The organism is Ruegeria sp. AE4 (genome assembly GCF_056542185.1).
Genome location: NZ_JBQFZK010000013.1, coordinates 64,875 through 84,611, shown reverse-complemented (window position 1 = coordinate 84,611; position 19,737 = coordinate 64,875). Strand labels below are relative to the sequence as shown.

At 56.1% G+C, this 19,737-nt stretch carries 15 protein-coding genes; 6 read left to right on the top strand and 9 right to left on the bottom strand.

What is annotated here, in order from left to right; genetic code table 11:
* Positions 1 to 127: 127 nt before the first annotated feature.
* The 4 genes from ACR0EK_RS15310 to ACR0EK_RS15295 all read right to left on the bottom strand — a co-directional run bounded on the left by ACR0EK_RS15310 (position 128) and on the right by ACR0EK_RS15295 (position 5,448).
* Positions 128 to 868: an aspartate/glutamate racemase family protein gene (locus tag ACR0EK_RS15310; RefSeq protein WP_480967919.1), complete on the bottom strand. Its 741-nt coding sequence runs from the start codon at positions 866 to 868 to the stop codon at positions 128 to 130.
* 38 nt (positions 869 to 906) lie between these two features.
* The gene (locus tag ACR0EK_RS15305; RefSeq protein ID WP_480774229.1) at positions 907 to 2,145 is read right to left on the bottom strand and encodes an NAD(P)/FAD-dependent oxidoreductase; all 1,239 of its coding nucleotides are present in this window, start codon (positions 2,143 to 2,145) and stop codon (positions 907 to 909) included.
* Position 2,146: 1 nt separating this feature from the next.
* Positions 2,147 to 4,360 (bottom strand): TRAP transporter permease, encoded by a 2,214-nt coding sequence (locus tag ACR0EK_RS15300; protein ID WP_480774228.1) that lies wholly within the window; start codon positions 4,358 to 4,360, stop codon positions 2,147 to 2,149.
* An 80-nt stretch (positions 4,361 to 4,440) separates the two neighbouring features.
* Entirely contained in the window at positions 4,441 to 5,448 is a 1,008-nt protein-coding gene (locus tag ACR0EK_RS15295; RefSeq protein ID WP_480774227.1) for a TAXI family TRAP transporter solute-binding subunit, read from the bottom strand.
* 129 nt (positions 5,449 to 5,577) lie between these two features.
* Between ACR0EK_RS15295 and ACR0EK_RS15290 the strand changes: the two genes are divergently transcribed.
* On the top strand, positions 5,578 to 6,522 hold the full coding sequence (locus tag ACR0EK_RS15290; protein WP_480774226.1) for a LysR family transcriptional regulator: 945 nt from the start codon (positions 5,578 to 5,580) through the stop codon (positions 6,520 to 6,522).
* 24 nt (positions 6,523 to 6,546) lie between these two features.
* Here ACR0EK_RS15290 and ACR0EK_RS15285 read toward each other — a convergent pair whose 3' ends face one another.
* Genes ACR0EK_RS15285 through ACR0EK_RS15275 form a run of 3 tightly spaced genes read right to left on the bottom strand, consistent with a single transcriptional unit; the run spans position 6,547 to position 10,659 of the window.
* Positions 6,547 to 8,760: a hybrid sensor histidine kinase/response regulator gene (locus tag ACR0EK_RS15285; RefSeq protein WP_480774225.1), complete on the bottom strand. Its 2,214-nt coding sequence runs from the start codon at positions 8,758 to 8,760 to the stop codon at positions 6,547 to 6,549.
* A gap of 3 nt (positions 8,761 to 8,763) precedes the next feature.
* Positions 8,764 to 9,933, bottom strand: a complete 1,170-nt coding sequence (locus ACR0EK_RS15280) for an FIST N-terminal domain-containing protein (protein WP_480774224.1) — start codon at positions 9,931 to 9,933, stop codon at positions 8,764 to 8,766.
* Positions 9,934 to 9,978: 45 nt separating this feature from the next.
* Positions 9,979 to 10,659 (bottom strand): response regulator, encoded by a 681-nt coding sequence (locus ACR0EK_RS15275; RefSeq protein ID WP_480484332.1) that lies wholly within the window; start codon positions 10,657 to 10,659, stop codon positions 9,979 to 9,981.
* Between the two features lie 180 nt (positions 10,660 to 10,839).
* On the opposite strand from ACR0EK_RS15275, the gene ACR0EK_RS15270 reads away from it, so the two are divergent.
* From ACR0EK_RS15270 to ACR0EK_RS15255, 4 genes are all read left to right on the top strand, one after another.
* Entirely contained in the window at positions 10,840 to 11,388 is a 549-nt protein-coding gene (locus ACR0EK_RS15270) for an SRPBCC family protein (protein ID WP_480914745.1), read from the top strand.
* Positions 11,389 to 11,416: 28 nt separating this feature from the next.
* Entirely contained in the window at positions 11,417 to 11,899 is a 483-nt protein-coding gene (locus tag ACR0EK_RS15265) for a (2Fe-2S)-binding protein (RefSeq protein WP_209507073.1), read from the top strand.
* An 80-nt stretch (positions 11,900 to 11,979) separates the two neighbouring features.
* A complete protein-coding gene (locus ACR0EK_RS15260; protein ID WP_480774221.1) occupies positions 11,980 to 14,340 on the top strand; it encodes a xanthine dehydrogenase family protein molybdopterin-binding subunit in 2,361 nt (786 codons plus the stop codon).
* A 95-nt stretch (positions 14,341 to 14,435) separates the two neighbouring features.
* Positions 14,436 to 15,227, top strand: coding sequence for an FAD binding domain-containing protein (locus tag ACR0EK_RS15255; RefSeq protein ID WP_480484329.1), 792 nt, complete (start codon positions 14,436 to 14,438; stop codon positions 15,225 to 15,227).
* Between the two features lie 197 nt (positions 15,228 to 15,424).
* Here the strand turns inward: ACR0EK_RS15255 and ACR0EK_RS15250 are convergent, their stop codons facing one another.
* Positions 15,425 to 17,251, bottom strand: coding sequence for a BCCT family transporter (locus ACR0EK_RS15250; protein ID WP_480484328.1), 1,827 nt, complete (start codon positions 17,249 to 17,251; stop codon positions 15,425 to 15,427).
* A 417-nt stretch (positions 17,252 to 17,668) separates the two neighbouring features.
* Positions 17,669 to 18,613: a PDR/VanB family oxidoreductase gene (locus ACR0EK_RS15245; protein WP_480967918.1), complete on the bottom strand. Its 945-nt coding sequence runs from the start codon at positions 18,611 to 18,613 to the stop codon at positions 17,669 to 17,671.
* Between the two features lie 140 nt (positions 18,614 to 18,753).
* Between ACR0EK_RS15245 and ACR0EK_RS15240 the strand changes: the two genes are divergently transcribed.
* Positions 18,754 to 19,659, top strand: coding sequence for a LysR substrate-binding domain-containing protein (locus ACR0EK_RS15240; protein ID WP_480488703.1), 906 nt, complete (start codon positions 18,754 to 18,756; stop codon positions 19,657 to 19,659).
* Positions 19,660 to 19,737 lie beyond the last annotated feature (78 nt).

Below are 19,737 nucleotides of genomic sequence, written 5' to 3'. Positions count from 1 at the left end.
CCTGAAGCGACGGTGGAAGAACTTCTTAACCAGCCGTTTCGGCAAGGGGAAGACCCTTGGTTCACTCCGCAGTCAGGCCGTTTCAGTTTGGCTGTTCATCAAGTCAGCACGCCAGGCAGTGTCCACATCAAACCCACGGCATAAGTCCGCGATACGGGCTAAGCGTGCTTACCGAATGGGCCATATGTGCCAAGGTCACCAGATCATAAACCGGCAGGCTCAATTCCTTCTGAATTGAGGCCGCGTAAGGCGGTAGATCGGTGCATTCCAGTACCAGCGAACGGATTTCCGGTGTATCGCGTTTCAGTTTGCGTACAGCATTCAGAACTTCAGCCTCAATCAGATCGGTATCCATTCGGGTGCGCGTATTGCGCAGGATGACTTCGGCGAACTCGGTCGTGTTCTCAAGACCCTGCACAGCTACGGGGATATCTCCTGCCCCAACCCCATCGAAATGGCGTTGCGTCAGCGCCGAGGAATCGGCGGTTATCACTCCTACCGGTGCACTGGCACCGGTCATGTAATAAGCCAGCGGCACCTGAATCAGGCTTGAGGCAAAAACGGGCACGGACACGGCTTCGGCCAGCTCTTTCTGGAACAATGCAAGAAACCCGCAACTGCCAGTGATGGCCCGCACACCTTCGGATTCAAGCCTCTGCGCGCCTTTGATGAAGGGCTCCAGCAACTCTGGTGTCGGGTTGTTCAGCAGCTTTGGTACTGTGACGCCTTCAATCATCTCATACAGCACCGGGAACGGAAGACTCGATGGGTTTTTGATATGGCCCGGAGGTTTGGGGAAATAGCTTTCCAGGCACAAAACTCCGATGGATGCCCCGCAGATATTCTGTCCACCTGGGTAGATCGGCATGACGTTGTGATCCTTCTCGAGAAGTCGCTTCGCGTGTTTTAAAACCGCGACAAGGCAAATGGGTCCAGACTGATGTTCAGACGCTGTCCAGCTACCAGATCGGCCACAAGCTCTCCGGTTTTAGGCGCCATCATCAGGCCATAGTGGGAATGACCGAAAGCGCTGAACAATCCCTGATGTCCGTCAATCGGCCCGATGGCAGGCAAGCTGTCTGGAAACGATGGGCGGCGCCCCATCCAGAATTGCGTGTCGGCGGTATTAAGATCCGGTATCATTGCCTTGGCTTGTCGCGTCAGTAACGCCTGTTTTCGTGGATCGGGCGGGGCATCTACACGCGCAAACTCGGCGGTGCCTGCCACACGCAGCCCGCCCTGCATCGAACTGGCAACCACTTTGGCATCCACATCCATGACCGAATTCTGAAGGCTCGCCAAAGGTGCGGGGAACTGAACATGGTACCCGCGTTCAGCAGCCAGCGGCACAGACAGACCCAAAGGTTTCAAAAGCTCGGCAGACCACACACCTGCAGCCAATATGACTGTATCAGCCTGAAGCGTATCGGTCTGGGTTGTCAGGTGCCACCGCCCCTCGTCGGTACGGTTCAGTTTTCGAACTTCGGCCCGAATAAACTCAGCGCCTTGTTGGCGCGCTTTTTCTGCCAGAACCGCGCCAACCTGACCGGGTGATGTAATCCGTGCCTGACCTTTGATAAGGATCGCTGCTTCGAAATCCTCGGATAGAGCGGGTTCAATTCGGCGCAACTCTGGGCCGTCGATCCTCTCGAGTTGCCCACCTTTCTCCTGTCGGATCAGATATCCCAGCGCCTTCAGGTCAGCTTGATTCGGGTGGCGGAAAGCATGGATGTAGTTGGAATCGACAATCAGGTCTTCATAACCAGTGTTCTGCAAGTGACGTCGATACAACTCTATCGACGGTCTGCAAAGAAGCTCCATCGCATCCGAGATTCGGCGGACCGATCGTTCATCAGATGCCCTCAAAAACCTCATGCCCCAAGGGACCATCCTCGGCCAGAACGAGGCCCTGACGGACAGGGCGCTTTTGGGGTCCAGCAGCATCCGGGGGATTGCCTTCCAGATACCGGGAACCGCTTGGGGGATCACTGACCATGGCGAGACGACACCGGCATTACCGAATGAGGTCTCCTGCCCGGGCTCTCCCCGGTCAATCAACCGCACGGTTTTGCCACGTTCCTGCAATGACAGCGCGCAGCAGATGCCGACGATCCCGGCGCCAATTATGGTAACACGTTCAGACATGTCAGGCCGTTGCTTGAGTTCGGGTACGGGCGATCAACTGCGCAACGATCACGGGTGACGCCACTGCCAGCGCGATCAGGTCAGCCGTTAACGTGGGTGCCACGAAGATGATCCCGGCAAAGGCCATCAGAATACGAGAAAATACGTTGAGCGGTTGCAGCCAATAGCCGACGACCGCCGCGGACAGAGCGATGACCCCCGCTATGCAGCTTGCCGCAGTATATGTGAATTCCCAAAAATCAAACCCTGTGGAGGACACGAACAACAAAACCGGCGCATAGACGAATGCCATCGGCGCTATCACCTTGCCCAACCCGAGCGTAAACGCGGACAGCCCGGTGCGGAACGGATTTGAGTTGGCGATCGCAGCTGCCGCATAAGCCGAGGTACAGACCGGAGGTGTAATTTCGGATACCACACCGTAGTAAAGCACGAACAGGTGGCTTGCGATGGGCGGAACACCCAACTGGGCCAGCGCGGGCTGCGCGACAGAAACCAGCATGATGTAAAGCGCGGTGGTCGGAATACCCGCCCCCATCAAAATGCAGACGACAGCGATGAAGATCAGGGAGATGAACAGTTGCAGGTCTTCAATTGCAAACAGCTGGAAGCTGCCGAACGAGATCATATTATAAAGATCCGTCGCCAGATTGCCTGCCCCTTGCGTGACCATAAATCCGATACGAAAGCCGATACCGGTGGTGTTGATCACACCCACAACAATACCGACAGCGGCGGCAGCGGCACCCACCGCCAGCGAGTATTTTACGCCCAGTTCGACAGCAGCCAGCATCTCGGGTACTTCGATACGTTTTTGTGGGTTCAGTGTGGCTGTCACAGACAGCGCGCAGAGTATCGCGGTCATTGTCAGGTCGAACCCGCCATCCGAGAATTTCCACAACACAAAGGCCAGAAACGCCGCCGCGTAAATCAGCGTTGGTGGCTGCTTGATACGCGACATACCCGCGATCACCGCCAGCGATATGCCGCAGAAGGCCGACATGAATGGCGTGTAACCGGTAAACAGCACCACCAGCAGGCCAATCAGGGGCACGATATTGGCCCAACCTTCAGCCCAGACAGCTTTAAGCTGCGGTAATTGCTCTTTCGTCAGACCCTTCAGGTTCAGCTTGCGCGCCATCAGATGCACAACTGCAAAGACACCGACGTAGTGAAGAAGCGCCGGGAAGATCGCGGCAATGACAATAGTGGTGTAAGGCACCTCCAGGAACTCGGCCATGATAAAGGCCGCGGCTCCCATGATGGGCGGGGTGATCTGGCCGCCCGCCGAGGAAGCGGCCTCGACCCCGCCCGCGAAATGGCCCGGATAACCCAGGCGTTTCATGTTCGGGATGGTTAGCGCTCCGGTTGAAACCGTGTTGGCGACCGAAGACCCCGAGATCGTTCCAAAGAATGCCGATGAAACGACCGACACCTTGGCCGGGCCACCTGTATAGCGACCCGCCAGAATGGTGGCATTGTCGATAAACAACTGTCCCAACCCGGTGCGCTGCGCGATCACACCAAACAAAACGAAATGGAAGACTATGGTCGAAACGACCCAAAGCGTGACGCCATAGATGCCTTCCTGCGGAAAGTACATCGACGACACGAAGGTTTTGAAATTTACACCGGGATGCTGCAACAAACCGGGAAAATAAGGACCAAGCAGAGCGTAAGAGATGAATACGCAGATAATCAGCGGCAGCACCCAACCCAGCGTGCGACGGGCGATGTCAAGTACCAGCAGAATGATAACCACGCCAAGAAAGACATCGTAATTGTTGGGATTACCCATACGAAAAGTCTGTTCCTCGATCCCGAGAAAGGGAATACCGCGCCAGGCAAATCCAACGTAAAGCGCCGCAACGATGCCAAATGCCATGAATACCAGGTCATAAAGCGGGACGTTCCCGATACGAAACCTGCTGATTTTGAGCGCATATAGGTTTTTGGCCCCGACAATCGGAATGGTCGCGTAAACCAGTATGAATAACAGGGCCAGATAAATGCCCATGTGCCAGTGGTCCGCCGGCAAGCCGAAACCTGCGGTGAAGAATTCATAGGACGCGAATAACAGGGCAACAACCCGCAGAACCTTGGCCGTGTTCGGTGTAACCTGACGTACTGCGGCGCCTTCGTCGAACTGTTCTTCGATGGCTGCCAGTTCTTCGGCTGTCAGGTCGTGGTCATCGCGTGTTTCGGTCTCGGACATGATGGCCCTCTGATTGCGCGTGTAAGGAGAGTGCGGTGCCCCGCACAGGGGCACCGACGACAGGCTTCAATGAGGTTCGATTACTGCAGAAGGCCTGCTTCTTTATAGAACTTCTCTGCACCAGGATGCAGCGGGACACCCAGTGCTTCGACCCCGTCCAAAGCTGTGTCAGCTGTGATCTGCTTGCCTTTGGCGTGGCCGTTGTCCAGCAGTTTTCGGGTGTTGTCGTTCCACAGTGCTTTGGTCAGCTGATAGACCAGTTCTTCGGACAGATCCGACGACACAACCAGCATAGCGCTGACCGCTGGGGTCTTGGTTTCGGAGTCAATCCCTTCATACACACCGCCCGGTATGGCGGAAGGGATATAGGCCGGAATGATCTCGTTAATCTTGGCAAGGTCTTCGTCACTGAACGAGTGCAGGTTCATGCCTTTTGTCGATGACAACTGCACCATAGCGGCGACCGGCCAGCCAGCTGCGTAGAAATACGCGTCCAGCTGCCCATCGGCCAGACGCTCGGCGCTCTGACTGTTGTTCAGCTCTGCTTCGTCCATGTTATCGCGGTTTACGCCCCATGCATCCAACATCTGCAGCACGGCCACCTGTGTGCCTGAACCCGCCTGTGCGATACCCACGCGCTTGCCTTTGAGATCGCTCAGGTCACCAATGGTCTGACCTGCGGGCAGAACCAGATGCAGATCCTCTGGGAACAGGTTTGCTACAATGCGCAGCTTGGGATGCGGCTTGCCTTCGAACTTGCCTTCGCCCAGATACATCGAACGGGTGACATCAGCGGCGGCCAGACCGGCCTCAAGCTCGCCATTCTCCACTGCCGCGTTGTTAAAGACTGACGCAGTTGTTGATTGTGCAATCGCGATCAGGCCGGGTACGCCGCACTGACCACCCTCTTCGCAGGGGCGCGAGCCCGGAGGGGCCGAGATCCCATTTGCGATAGTTCCGCCAATCGGAAAATAAGTGCCGCCTGCACCACCGGTGCCAATACGGAAAAAAGTTGGGTCCTGTGCAAGTGCAGGCGCGGCCATAGCGCCTGCCAAAGCCAGACCTGTCAGGCATTTCATCAGTCTCATCGTAAGCTCCCAGTTTTGGATCATTGGATTCGGTTTGTCCGAACTCTGATCCAATCAGCCTATGGAGATTTACCATAAATACAAATTTGTTATATTTAACTAAACTGAAGTTTGGCTTATGGATGTGGAATGAACCTTACTCAATTGACTGTTTTTCGTGAGGTGATGGAAAGCGGCTCTATCTCTCAAACCGCAAAAAAGCTGAACCGGACACAGCCGGCCATCAGCCTTGCGCTCAAGAACCTAGAAAAAAGTTTGGGGCTGATCCTGTTCGAACGAAGAGGGCGCCGTTTGATTCCAGTACCGGAAGCGCACTACCTATTGTCAGAAACCACTGGTATTCTGGACAGATTATCTACGATTTCCAATACGATGCACGGGCTTCTGAAAGGGAGTTCCGGTAGCTTGAATATTGCAGCGATGCCAGGCCCTTCCACTTTTGCCTTTCCGAATTTCATCAGCCGTTCAGTTGGTGGAAACCCCGATATACAAATTACACTTTCAACCCGCAGCTCTCCGCAGATTATGGAACTGGCGGGTACTCAGAACATCGATTTCGGGTTTGCGGATTTTGAGCATCCGACAGGTAAGCAACCACAGTTCTCAGCCGAGATCATAAGCGGCGACTGTTTTTGCGCGCTGGACAGAGACAACCCTCTGGCGAAAGAAAGCGCCGTTACGATATCCGATCTTGACGGAGTTCCAATGGGCGGGCTGCATGACACGCATCCGTTTCAGGAAAAAGTGCGACAAGCGTTTCAGATGGTCTCGGCGAATTATACGCCAACCGTGACCTGCCAATATTTTCTGCCGCTTATCCCTTTTGTCGGATCGGGCCAATGCTGCACGATTGTCGATCCGTTGACAGTCGTTACCGAGCGGGAGTTGAACATTTCAAACGACCGTGTCGTGTTTTTGCCCTTCAGTGAACCGTTGAGGTATGAATATGCGATCCTGTCACCGAACCACCGGCCTCCGTCCCAGCTAGCGTTGCAGATCAAAGCCGGCTGGAAGGCTGAGGTTTTGTCGATGCTGCATCGAACAGGTGCCAACCCACAGACAGAAATCGCCTGAAAACATACACGTTTCCAGTGCTGCTCAGTTGCGTTGTTCAATTGATGACTCCAGCGTTGACCGCAAAAGTTGCGCATCAAGCGGTTTGTAGAGCAAAGGCAGATTGGCGCGCTTGCAGCGCCTGGCCAGTTCAGATGATCGGTTGGCCGAAATAACGCAGCCGGGCAGAGGTCCAAACTCGTTCGTCAGGGCATGTATCGCGTCGACACCGGTTCTATCGTGATTCAACTGAAAATCGGCAACTATTGCATCGGGCAGAATGTCAATTTCACGAAGAAGATTGATTGCTTCGTCTTCGCTTTCGCTCTCCAAAACCTCGACCCCCCAGGATTCGATGGTCATGGTCAGTGCGCTACGAAGGTTTTCATCATTCTCAATCAACAATACGACCGTGTTACCAAGTACCTTGGAGCCCGGATCGTGGGCCGCAGGGGCGCTGCTGGATGTGGTCTGCTCTTCCTGCGCCAACGGCACTTCGACCGAGAATCCAGTGCCTTTGCCTACTTCGGAAAACAGCTGGATTGGATGTTGCAACAGCCCACAGGCGCGCTCCACGATTGCAAGGCCCAATCCCATACCCTCTGCGGCGCTGGCATCAGAATGCAGGCGCTGAAATTCCTGAAAGACGATGTCTCTTTGGTCTGACGCGATACCGATACCTGTATCCCAGACTTGCAAGGCAATTGCGCCTTTGCGACGCCGCACACCGACCAGAACCTTTCCGGTCTCGGTATATCTGATCGCGTTCGACAGCAGGTTCTGCAAAATCCGACGCAAATAGCTGGCGTCGCTGGTCACACGCGCGTTCGTGTCAACAAATGAGAGCTCAAGCCCTTTTGCCTGCGCCACCGGGCGAAATGCGTCTTCCATCTGCGAAAACAGCGTGCTCACAGATATGGTCGACAAATGCGCGGTGGCCCGTCCTGAATCCAGCTTCGAGATATCCAGCAGCGCTTCCAGAATGTGTTCAACGCTGTTCAGCGCACTTTCAGCCTTGCCTGCAACTGTCTTTGCGTCGTCTTTATCCAGGCCGCTGCCCAGCGATGCAACATAAAGCTTTGCCGCGGAAAGAGGTTGCAACAGGTCGTGACTGGCAGCTGCCACGAATCGCGACTTGGATGCATTTGCACGCTCGGCCTCGTTCAACGCGTCAGCCAGTTCCATTGTGCGAGATGTTACGCGTTGTTCCAACAGCTCTTTGGCTTCGTATAAGGCCTGAGCGGACTTTCGTTCTGCGGTTACATCGGTGAAGGATATCACAAAGCCCCGGTCCGGCATCTCCTGCGCAAACACCGAAAGAATTTTTGACCTTCCGCGGTGCATCTGAAATTGCAGAGGACGGCGATAAGTTTGCCGCGTCACCCAATCCAGCAGATCGGCTTCCGTTACCCCCTTCTGGAACTTGATGTTCGTGCCAAGGCGATTGGACAGCGATTCAAACCGGGTCCCCATCTGAAACTGTGCGATCGGAATGGCCAGCAACTCGCTGGCGCGGTTGTTCCACCCGATCAGACGGTGTTTGTTGTCAAAAATGCAAACGCCCTGTTCGATATGTTCCAGCGTCGCGCGGATCAGCCTGGCCTTGTCATCCAGTATCCGGTCACGCTCCTGCCGTTCGATCCGCATGATATCGGTCACATCGGTTTGCAGGATAACAGTGCCGCCATCCGGCGTGCGGTGTTCGGATACTTGCGACCACCGATTGCCAACAAGCCGGACGTTGAACACCACATGATCGTCCGTATGCCGGTCCAAACGGCTTTTGGCCCAGTCTGTCGGTGTCATCGTTTCAGGCAGGGACAGAAACCCGGATCGGCTGACCAGTTCAACATATTCGGCAAAGCTCAGCCCCGGGCTCAGCCGCTCCTGAATGTCAGGCATATGCAGACCAAAGCGGCTGTTGCACAGCACCAGTTTTTCGTCGCGATTGAAAAGGGCGAACCCCTCCTGCACCGTTTCGATTGCATTGGCCAGGTCAGCGCGTGCGGCTTCTGTGTCCTTGTTCGCCTGTGCCAGTCTGGCATTGGAATCGTTCAGCAATTCAAGGGCACGTTCCAGATCATTCGTCCGGGCGCGGACCTCTTGTTCAAGCACGGCCGCGCGCTGAAATTGCGCATAAGCTGCGCCTGACGCATCGGTGGATTCTTCTACCCGGCGCATTAGCGCTTCGGCAATCTTGCGAAGTTTCTCGTTCTGGCGGTCAACCGAGTCCGTGGGATCTGTAAGATGCTCGATCATACGTTACTCTTTCTCGGGTGGATAAATCGCAACACCCGTCAGAGTTTGGTTCACATGGATTGAGTTGTACTGCTCTCCGTAAGTTGAGAATCCGACAACGTGGTTGCGGGCCAGAATGTCCGAGATTTCGCGGGTCTTTTGCTTTTCCTGCGCTTCCAGTCGGCGGAGAATGCAATCACAGCCCAGAATGGTGTCGGGTTGCCGTTTCTCGGTCAGAAGGCCGATTTCTTCCTCAAGGTGCTCGACCATGTCCCTTGGTTCGGCCAGCGTCAGCACAAGCCCTTCATCAATGGCCGAGAAAAAGACGAGGTCCCCGTTGCCCGCCACCTGCTGAATGGCGCGGACGTGATGCTGCCCGCCAATCTGTACAACAACGGGGTGCGCCGCAAAGGTGAATGTCGTCAGTTGTTCCGGATCCTTGCCAAGGATACGGGCGTATTCGCGGGCGGCGGGCTCAGCGTTGATCTCCTGAACGATGCGCTTTGCCGGATCCGCCTTGGTTACGACCATACGCCGGGTCGTTGGTACCAGATGATCGGTTTTGAACACCTTGATCGGGCACCGCGTACGAACCTGAGTCAGTATGGCAGCATTGCTCAGCGCCTTGCCCTGATGCAGCACATAGGTACGCCGGAACCGGGTTCCATCACCGGCCGATCCGCCAAACAATGGCACCGGCCCCAAACCGACGGCCAACTCGGAGGTCAACGCATCCTCTTTGGTCGACAATCCGTCGATCATCAGGAATGTAAATTCATGGCTCCAGTCGGGCGCCGTGACCATCATGGCATTTCGGTTGTGGATCATCTCGTTGATGATGCTTTCCGCCTCAAAATCGTTCAGATCGGAAACCAGGACCGTACGCGTGTCGAAATGGGATTGCGGAAGGCCGATTGCGACGATCTGGTCTTCGCAATAACCGCTGTCCGCAAGTTCTCCGGCGGTGGTGCAGCCAACCACCGGCGTAGGCGCAAACACCTGCTCGGCTTTGGCAATGACCGCAGCCGCGTCCGCGTTCGGACTAACAAACAATATCACCAGCGCAAGTGGTTCAGCTCCGAATTGACGTTCGAGCACCCCAAGCGCCTGCCCGGTGTCGTAACGCACGAAAGCCGTTTTGACGATGCCTGTTGCACCGGTCCGGGCTGTCGCCCACCCGACTGCTTGGTCCATCGAGCCTCCTCCCTAAAGCGCGACGATGTGGTGAGAGTATGACGCTTAGCCTTGGTCTTGCAAGACGCTGGCAAACGACGCTTTCTTTGCAATCAGAACGGCTTGCGTCCGGCTTTGCACACCCAGTTTCCGCATGATTGCCGTGACATGCGCTTTGACCGTGGGTTCCGCAATGGACAGGTCATAGGCAATCTGTTTGTTCAGCTTGCCCTCACAGATCAGTTGCAGAATGCGGGCCTGCTGATTTGTCAGCGTCGCAAGCCGATTGACCGCGTCGGCGTGTTCATCCTCTTCGACATTGATCAGAACGCACCCTTCGGGCACGAAAACTTTGCCGGAATGCACTGTCTCGAATGCCAGGCGAAACACATCGCGTTGGCTATGCTTGGGCACATAACCCGATGCGCCCGCCTGAATCACCTGACTGACAACGCGATTATCCGTCATCGAGGACACCACAATAACCGGGGCATTCGCAGCAGCCTTCAGACGGACAAGGCCGTCCAGCCCTTCCACATCCGGCAGGTTGAGGTCCAGCATGACCGCGTCCGGTTTCAGCCCCCCTGACAGAAGTTCCATCGCGCCTTCCAATCGGTCTGCGGTATGGATTTCGCCGATCTGCGCCACGCTTTGCAAGGTCATCGACAGCGCGTCGCAAAACAGGGGGTGGTCATCGACGATTAGCACTTTCTCGAAGCCAGACCTTACAACGGAGTCAGCAAGCATTTGGTATTGCCTTTTTCAATCAGGTTGTCCCCAGCTTACCCAATCCTAACAACGAAAGTAATCTGCGCCTACTGGCCCAAAGTCGTACATAAGATCGGCTCGGCGACACCTACACCCAAGGTCTAATAGGCAGGGCGAAAAACACCACGTAGCGTAAGAAAAAACACCTGGAGAAGAGAAATGGAGCTTAGTGACAGCCGCGTCATTGCCGCGCCGCGATCCAAGGTCTGGGACGCGCTTTTGTCGGCTGAGGTTCTGAAAGAATGCGTTCCGGGATGTCAGGAAATGACGGGCTCGGTCGATGACGGATTCGAAGCGACGGTGGTGCAGAAAGTCGGCCCCGTAAAAGCGACCTTCAAAGGGGCCGTTACCCTTTCTGATATCGTAACGCTTGAAAGCGTGAAGCTCTCGGGTGAAGGTAAGGGTGGGGCTGCTGGTTTTGCCAAGGGTGCGGCCGATGTCAGTTTGTCTGATGTGCCCGAAGGTACTCTGCTGACCTATACCGTCGACGCACGTGTCGGTGGCAAGCTGGCCCAGCTGGGCAGCCGGGTCATCGATGGCGTCGCCAGAAAAATGGCCGACCGGTTCTTTGAAAATTTTCAGAACGCGGTCGAACCCGAAAAAACACCCGATCCGGAAACCTCGGATCAGGTTCAAGCTGAACCTTCTGCCGAGGGTGAAGGCGGCGAAGCAAAAAAAGGTTGGTTCAAGCGCATATTGGGCGGTTGAACCGTTGGAATTCAGGGAGGAGAAAGTCATGAAAATTTCCATGACCGTGAACGGCAAGGCCGTTAGCGGCGAGGTTGAGGGCCGGACGTTACTGTCCGGCTTTCTGCGCGAGCAACTGTCATTGACGGGCACGCATGTCGGCTGTGATACGGCCCAGTGCGGCGCCTGCGTTGTACATGTGAACGGTCAGGCCGTGAAGTCGTGCAATATGCTGGCGGTCGAAGCCGACGGTGCTGACGTTGGCACCATCGAAGGTCAGGCAAATGCGGACGGTTCGCTGAACGTGATCCAGCAAGCCTTTCAGGATCATCACGGCCTTCAATGCGGGTTCTGTACACCGGGTATGGTGATGAGCGCCGCAGCGCTGCTGAAAGACAACCCACGCCCATCTGAGGCCGAAATCCGAAAGTACCTGGAAGGCAACCTGTGCCGCTGCACCGGGTACCACAATATCGTCAAGGCGATCATGGCCGCCTCAGGCCAGGACGTCGGCAGTATCGCTGCGGAATGATGCCGCTGCGGGCGTAAACATTGCGCCCGTGGGACAAGTGAAGGGTGCAGCAGCATCCGTTTATGGGAGGAGAACAAGCAATGCCCAAAGACAGTGGCATCGGAGCCAGTTCCAAGCGGCGCGAGGACGTCCGCTTTCTGACCGGAGCAGGCAACTATACCGACGACATCAACGTACGTGGTCAGGCTTACGTATATTTCCTGCGGTCCGACATCGCGCATGGTCGGATCAATTCTGTAGATACATCAACCGCCGAAGGTATGCCCGGTGTGGTCAGAGTATTCACCGGCAAAGACTTTGAAGGCGTGGGCGGAATGCCCTGTGGGTGGGAAGTGACCGACAAGCACGGCGCGCCGATGCAGGAACCACCACACCCAATTCTGGCACAGGGCAAGGTGCGCCACGTGGGTGATCCGATCGCTGCCGTGGTGGCTGACAGCCTGGAACAGGCCCGTGACGCGGCCGAGGCTATTGATCTGGATATCGAGGAACTGCCCGCCGTGATCGACATGAAATCCGCCGCGCAGGAGGGCGCGACGCTGGTTCATGACGATCTGAAAAACAACATCTGCTATGACTGGCAGCTGGGTGAGGCCGACGACGCCAAGGTGAATAACGTCTTTGCCAATGCGGCGCATGTCACCACTTTGGATCTGGTGAACAACCGGCTGGTCGCCAACCCGATGGAGCCGCGCGTGGCTGTGGCCGAGTACAGCCGGGGCACGGATGAATATACGCTCTACACCACGTCGCAGAACCCGCATGTCATCCGCTTGTTGATGTGCGCGTTCGTTCTGGGTCTGCCGGAACATAAAGTCCGCGTCGTAGCCCCGGATGTGGGGGGTGGTTTTGGCACCAAGATTTTCCATTACGCAGAAGAAGCGTTCTGCACCTTTGCCGCCAAGGCCTGCAACCGCCCCGTCAAGTGGACGGCCAGCCGGTCCGAGGCGTTCATGTCGGATGCGCAGGGTCGTGACCATGTCAGCACGATTGAGCTGGCTCTGGATGCGGATAACAACTTCATCGGCCTGCGGACCAACACCTATGCCAATCTGGGCGCTTACCTGTCGACTTTCTCCAGCTCGGTTCCGACATGGCTGCACGGGACGCTGATGGCTGGCAACTATAAGACCCCGGTCATTCAGGTGAATGTGAAAGCGATGTTCACAAATACGGTGCCCGTGGATGCCTATCGCGGTGCTGGTCGACCCGAAGCAACCTTCCAGCTGGAGCGCGTTATAGACAAGGCCGCGCGCGAGCTGGGTGTCGATCCGATCGCCCTGCGTCGCCAGAACTTTGTCACGCAGTTCCCCTATGACACGCCGGTGGCGCTGACTTACGACACCGGGGATTATAACGGGACCATGGACAAGCTGGAGGCCGCTGCTGATCTTGCGGGCTTTGCCGCACGACGCGCGCAGAGTGAGGCCAAAGGCAAGCTGCGCGGTCTCGGCGTCAACTGCTATATCGAGGCCTGCGGCATCGCACCCTCGAATATCGTTGGCATGTTGGGGGCCCGGGCGGGTCTTTATGATGCGGCAACTGTCCGGGTGAACGCCACCGGTTCGATCAGTGTGATGGTTGGCGCACACAGCCACGGGCAAGGCCATGAAACAGCCTTCCCGCAGGTCGTGGCCGACATGATCGGTATCGATGAGTCGATGGTCGAGATTGTGCACGGGGATACCTCGAAGATCCCGTTTGGCATGGGCACCTATGGCTCACGCTCGCTGGCGGTTTGCGGCTCGGCTATGGTCAAGGCCACCGAAAAGGTGATCGACAAGGCCAAAAAGATCGCAGCCCATTTGCTGGAAGCGTCCGAGGCGGATATCGAACTTAAGGACGGTCAGTTCAGCGTTGCGGGGACCGACAAGTCTGTAGCTTGGGGAGATGTGACCCTCACGGCTTATGTCCCGCACAACTATCCGCTGGAAGTTGAACCTGGACTGGAGGAAACCGCGTTCTATGACCCGGCCAACTTTACTTTCCCGGCAGGGGCTTATGCCTGTGAGGTCGAGGTTGATCCAGACACAGGTCAGGTCAGTATCGAGAAGTTCACGGCTGCGGATGACTTTGGCAATATCGTCAATCCAATGATCGTTGACGGACAAGTGCATGGCGGTATCGGCCAGGGCATCGGTCAGGCCTTGCTGGAGAACTGTGCCTATGATGAGAACGGCCAATTGCTGAGCGCGTCCTTCATGGATTACGCGATGCCACGCGCTGATGACGTCCCGTTCTACGGCGTGGATCATTCCAGCCAGACGCCCTGTACGCACAATCCGCTGGGCGTGAAGGGTTGCGGCGAGGCCGGAGCGATCGGCTCACCGCCTGCGGTGGTCAACGCGGTGCTGGATGCGTTGAACTCGGGTGGAAGGGCTGTTGATCATATCGACATGCCGATGAGCCCGTCACGCGTTTGGACGGCGATGCATGGTTGAGAGGTTGGGGTGCGAGGGGCCAGCCCCTCGCGCTCCCCGGGATATTTATAGCCAGATGAAGGGCGGATCAGCGCCTTTCGGAAAGGAAGAACGAAATGTACAATTTCGAGTTTGAGAAGCCCTCGACCATTGCTGACGCGGTTGCAGCATTGGCAGCAGAGGATGCGCAGGCGTTGGGAGGCGGACAAACGCTGATCCCGACATTGAAGCAACGGTTGGCGGCACCGTCCAAACTGGTGTCGGTGAGCGGCATTGCCGAGATGCAAGGCGTCTGCGTTGATGATGACGGCTCAGTCTCTGTTGGGGGTGCAACACCTCACGCTGTCGTTGCTCGCGACGCTGCAGGATCTTATCCCGCGCTGGCGGCATTGGCTGGACAAATTGGCGACCCGGCAGTGCGCAATCGTGGAACCATCGGTGGTTCGGTTGCGAACAATGACCCGGCTGCCTGTTATCCGGCGGGTGTGCTGGGATCGGGCGCAACCGTGGTGACCAACGCGCGTCAAATTGCGGCAGATGACTTTTTTCAAGGCATGTTCACCACAGCCCTGGATGAAGGAGAGATCATCACCTCGATCCGCTTTCCGGTTCCGCAGGCGGCAAGCTATCAAAAATTCCTGCAACCAGCATCGCGGTTTGCACTTGTTGGGGTATATTTGGCCCGTTTCACGGACGGCGTGCGCGTGGCGGTGACCGGGGCAAGTGAGGATGGCGTCTTCCGTTGGAGCGAAGCCGAGCAGGCGCTGAACAAGGAGTTTCGCCCGGACGCCTTGATGGACCTTCGGATTAACCCCGCCAACATGATCGCTGATTTACATGGCAGCAAGGAATACCGGGCGCATCTTGTGTCGGTCATGACCAAACGCGCCGTTGAAGCCTGCATGTAGGCATTTCACGACAAGATGCTCAAAAGTCCCGGTTTTTACCGGGGCTTTTTCGTTGAGATATGGTTTGGGTGTCTCACCAAGGTCGGGCTGGCCAGCACTTTTCCGTTGTTTGAGGGTCGTGGCCAGTGTCTGCGCAAAATGAAATCAGGCCGCCCATTTCCGGGCGGCCTGATCAAGTCATAAACTAAGCTTTCGCTTTATTCGGCGGCTTGTGCACCTGTAGCGGCGTGTTTGTCACGCTGGCTGTCGCGGAACAAAGCTTTGGCCAGAGCAATACACATCAGACCCATCACAGCAGTAAAGGGCAATGCACCGATGATCATCGCGTTTCGCAGCGCATCCATCGGGTTGTTTTCACCGGCTGCGAGGATCAGCGCGCCGATCACAGCCGTCAGGATGACACCCCAGATGATGCGGTGCTTGATGCCCGTCTCCTGGCTGCCACCCGACATGATGGTGTTCATCACCAGAATGCCCGAGTCTGCCGACGTGACGAGGAATGTCATGATCAGGATCACGCACATCACGTTCAGCATTGACAGCAGACCACCGTCAATCATGTAAGATAGTGTCACGAACAGCTTGTTGGTGTTCGATGCACCGATGATTGCACCTTCTGCGGCGCCTGCCAGTTCCAGATCAATCGCAGTTCCTCCCAGAACGGTCATCCATGCAAAGCACACCAAAGCCGGGGCGAACACACAGCCTACGATGAACTCGCGGACAGAGCGTCCTTTCGATATGCGCGCGAGGAACAGGCCCACGAAGGGCGAGAACGCGATCCACCAGGCCCAGTAGAACGTGGTCCAACCCGACTGCCAGCCGAACTGACGCCCCTGCTCACCCGCCGCATAAACGGCTGCCAGGGTTGCTTCATCCAACTCTGCTGCTGCCCCTTCCAGGCCACTCTTGAAACCGTCAAAGCTGCCCCACGCATTGGTAGCTCCGCCCATCAGATCATTGGCATGGGCTTGTGCTTCGGCAGGCAAAGCCGCAGCGAAGGCTTCAACTGACAGTGGACCATAGGCGTTAAAGCTGAGCGACAGGATATGCAGGATATAGTCGACCATTGCAGTGCCATAAGTGGTCATAGCAAAGACGAACGAGCCGAAAACAACAAACGTGCCCAACAGGATGATCGACAATACGAGGTTCAGGTTCGACAGGTATTTAACACCACGACCAACGCCTGATACGGCCGAAATAATCGACAGGCACATGATGACGACCAGACCGGTGATCAGACCCACTTTGCTGGGGGTTGGAACTTCACCACCCAGATCCATGACCCACTCCATACCGGTGATGGCATAAAGCCCGTCGATGAACTGGCTGACACCATAGCCGATGGTGACGGAAACACCGAGGATCGTTGCAACAACGCCAAGTACGTCAACCACATGGCCGAAGAAACCATTGACGAAGCGGCCAAACAGAGGCGTCAGCGCCGAACGGATGGTGAGAGGCATGTCGCGGGTATAAGCGTAATATGCCAGCGACAAACCGGTCACCACATAGATGGCCCAAGCGTGAAACCCGTAGTGCAAGAAGGTATAGCGGTAAGCCGACTGCAGTGCTTCGGGTGTATTTCCAACGACCGCCTCGGATACGATTTCGGGGTTCGAACCCCACAGCCCCAACGGTTCTGCGGTTGCAAAAACCATCAGACCAACACCCAGGCCGGCGCCGAACATCATGGAGAACCATGAGAAGTTCGAAAACTCGGGCTTTTCACCGGGTGTTCCCATCACACGGCGACCCGTGGACGGAATAGCGGCGACAACGGCCAGAAAAACGAGGAACAACCCGACAATGACAATGTAGAAGCTGTTGAAAAGCTCGAGCAGCCGCCCGTTCAGGCTGCCAAGCGTGCCGTTTGCATTTGCAGGGAATACTAGTGCCCACAAAACCAGCGCAACCATGATGGCCTTGCTGATCAGGGCAATTGGGACGCTGTAGTTTTCATAAAAACCGGCATCCGCCGTCTTTATCTCAACGTCCGTGAATGGATCGGGTATCGACATATTGCGTTTTCCTCCGTGTGTTCGCCGTTTCTTGTTCTTTTGATTTCTGCTTGGGGTGCACCGCGCGGGACGGCGTAAACAAACATGCCCAATGCACCAAACGATCAGCGAGTTGACTGCAACTCAGCTGAGACTTACGGGGAAGACCACACACCATGTGGGATCGCCCACCGCTCTTTTCCTCCCAGATTGTGTTCGCTTGCAAAAGCTGTTGGTTCGTTGTGGCAAGTCTGTCTGCCGTTGAACCTGGTAGCAGCTTCGCAAGAAGTGGTTGCGCCCTTCAATTCGGGAAAACCTATGACAGAGGTTAGGGCAGCTCACCCAAGAATCCGACCCTTATGCTACTCGAAACGACGCACTCGGTTACTCGAAACATGTGTTAGCGAGAACAAGTAAAGGGCGTGATTGTGGTTCCTTCTACAGTTTCAATACCAATTTATCCGACTTGGCCCGCGAAACGCATGTGCACAGGAACTCATGCGTTTCCTGCTCTTGCGGAGTAAGTATACCGTCGCGATGATCAACTTCGCCGGAAACGACATCAACGATACAGGTTCCGCAAAGCCCTTCGGAGCAGCCGAAATCAACCTGCACACCATTGGCCTGCAAAACCTCCAGAATAGATTGGTCCTTTCCAACGGGATAGACCGCGCCGGTCGACTGGATCTCGATCTGGAAATCGGCGTTCGGGGCATGTTCAATGTCCGACGCGGCGGCGAACCGTTCAAAGTGTATCGCGCCGCCACGCAGCAAGGCACCCGCTTCCAGTACCGCATTCAGCATCGGTTCCGGGCCGCAGGTATAAACGTCTGCGCCCATCGGCATCGATTGCATGACCGATCTCAGATCGAATAGCCCGTCTGTGTTATCACAATGCAAATGATACCATTCATCCAGTCCAAGCGCCCGGAATTGCGCATCCATCGCCGCGTATTCTTTCGAACGAACAAGATAGTAGACACGAAAATCCTGCCCTCGGTTCAGCAACTCACGTGCCATTGCAACCAATGGTGTGGCCCCGATACCGCCAGCGATCAAAGTGACGTGCCGATCATGGCTTTCGAGTTTGAAATGGTTGCGGGGACCGCCAATTTCCACGGTCGCGCCCTCTTGCAGGTCATGCATCGCCAGTGACCCGCCTCGCCCTTCGTCTTCGCGTTTGACGGCCACGTTGATCAGGCGTCCATCCTGGCTCCAGCTCCACAGCGAGTATTGCCGTATCAGACCGTCTTCAAGATGGATGTCCACATGCGCCCCGGGCTCGAGGCTGGTGAAGCGCCCGCTTTCGATCTCGAAGCAGAAATCAGAGGTGTCGGGACTGAGTGGTGTTTTTCGCACAAGGCGGGCAACTTGAGTATCCATCACTTGTCCTGTTCGGTCTCACGTGGCGTACATTCTGCGTCTTTCAGCAAACAACAGGAAAAAAGATAGATTTCAATTGCAAAATTTCTAACATTCGGGTGAATTGAGCTCACCCAGAGTTCAAAAGCCAACAAACCTCCATGTCTCGACGCCACTACAACCTTCCTCCACTTACGACACTATCGGCCTTTGAAGCCGCCGCTCGGCATCTCAGTTTCAAGGAAGCCGCAAGCGAGCTTTCCGTGACGCCTGGTGCCGTCAGTCATCAGATTAAGGCGCTGGAAAGCGAGCTGGGCGCGGCCCTTTTTGTCCGAAAGCACCGCGGAGTGGAACTGACCGAGGATGGGCAAGACCTGTTTGAGGCACTCGGCACTTCGTTCCGGCAGATTTCAAAGGCACTTGAAAAGATTCGCAGCAATGATTCCGAGAACCACGTAACCGTTGGATCAACCACTGCAGTCGCCGCACTTTGGCTGTCGCCATCTGTCATCCGGTTCTGGCAGGATTTTCCGCACGTGAAAGTGAACCAGATGGCGCAGGACAAGGCCTTCACGGACCGGCCGGATATCGACCTGTTCATCCGCTATGGCCGGGACGCCAACGCGCAACTCACGCACACGAAACTGTATCGCGATATCCTGACACCCGTTTGCAGCCCCCAGATGGCCGCGGACCTTAAAGGGGCCAGCCTTGAAGACCTCGTGCAGCGGCGGCTGATCCATCTCGAAACTCAGGACAGCACCTGGACGACCTGGTCATCCTGGTTCCACGACCTCGGGTTTTCTGGAGTTGTTCCCGTGGAATCGCGGGTGAACAGCTATGCGCTTGCCCTTCAGGTGGCGCGTAAAGGGGCGGGCCTTGCGCTGGGATGGAAACGTCTGGTCCAGCCCATGCTGGCTTCGGGGAAACTCGTCGCGCTGGAGGAATTCAGCCTGCCCGCCCCGGACAACTTCTATCTTGTCGGTCGCCCGGACGATCAGCTTTCGGAAGGGGCGCTGGCTCTCAAGAATTGGTTGCTCAACGAACTGTCTGAAGGTTCGGTTTAGCCTGCCTCAATTTGCCATTAGGTTTTTTAGTATTGAACGTGGGCGGCCTCAGCCGCCAATGGATGCAGCGATAAACTC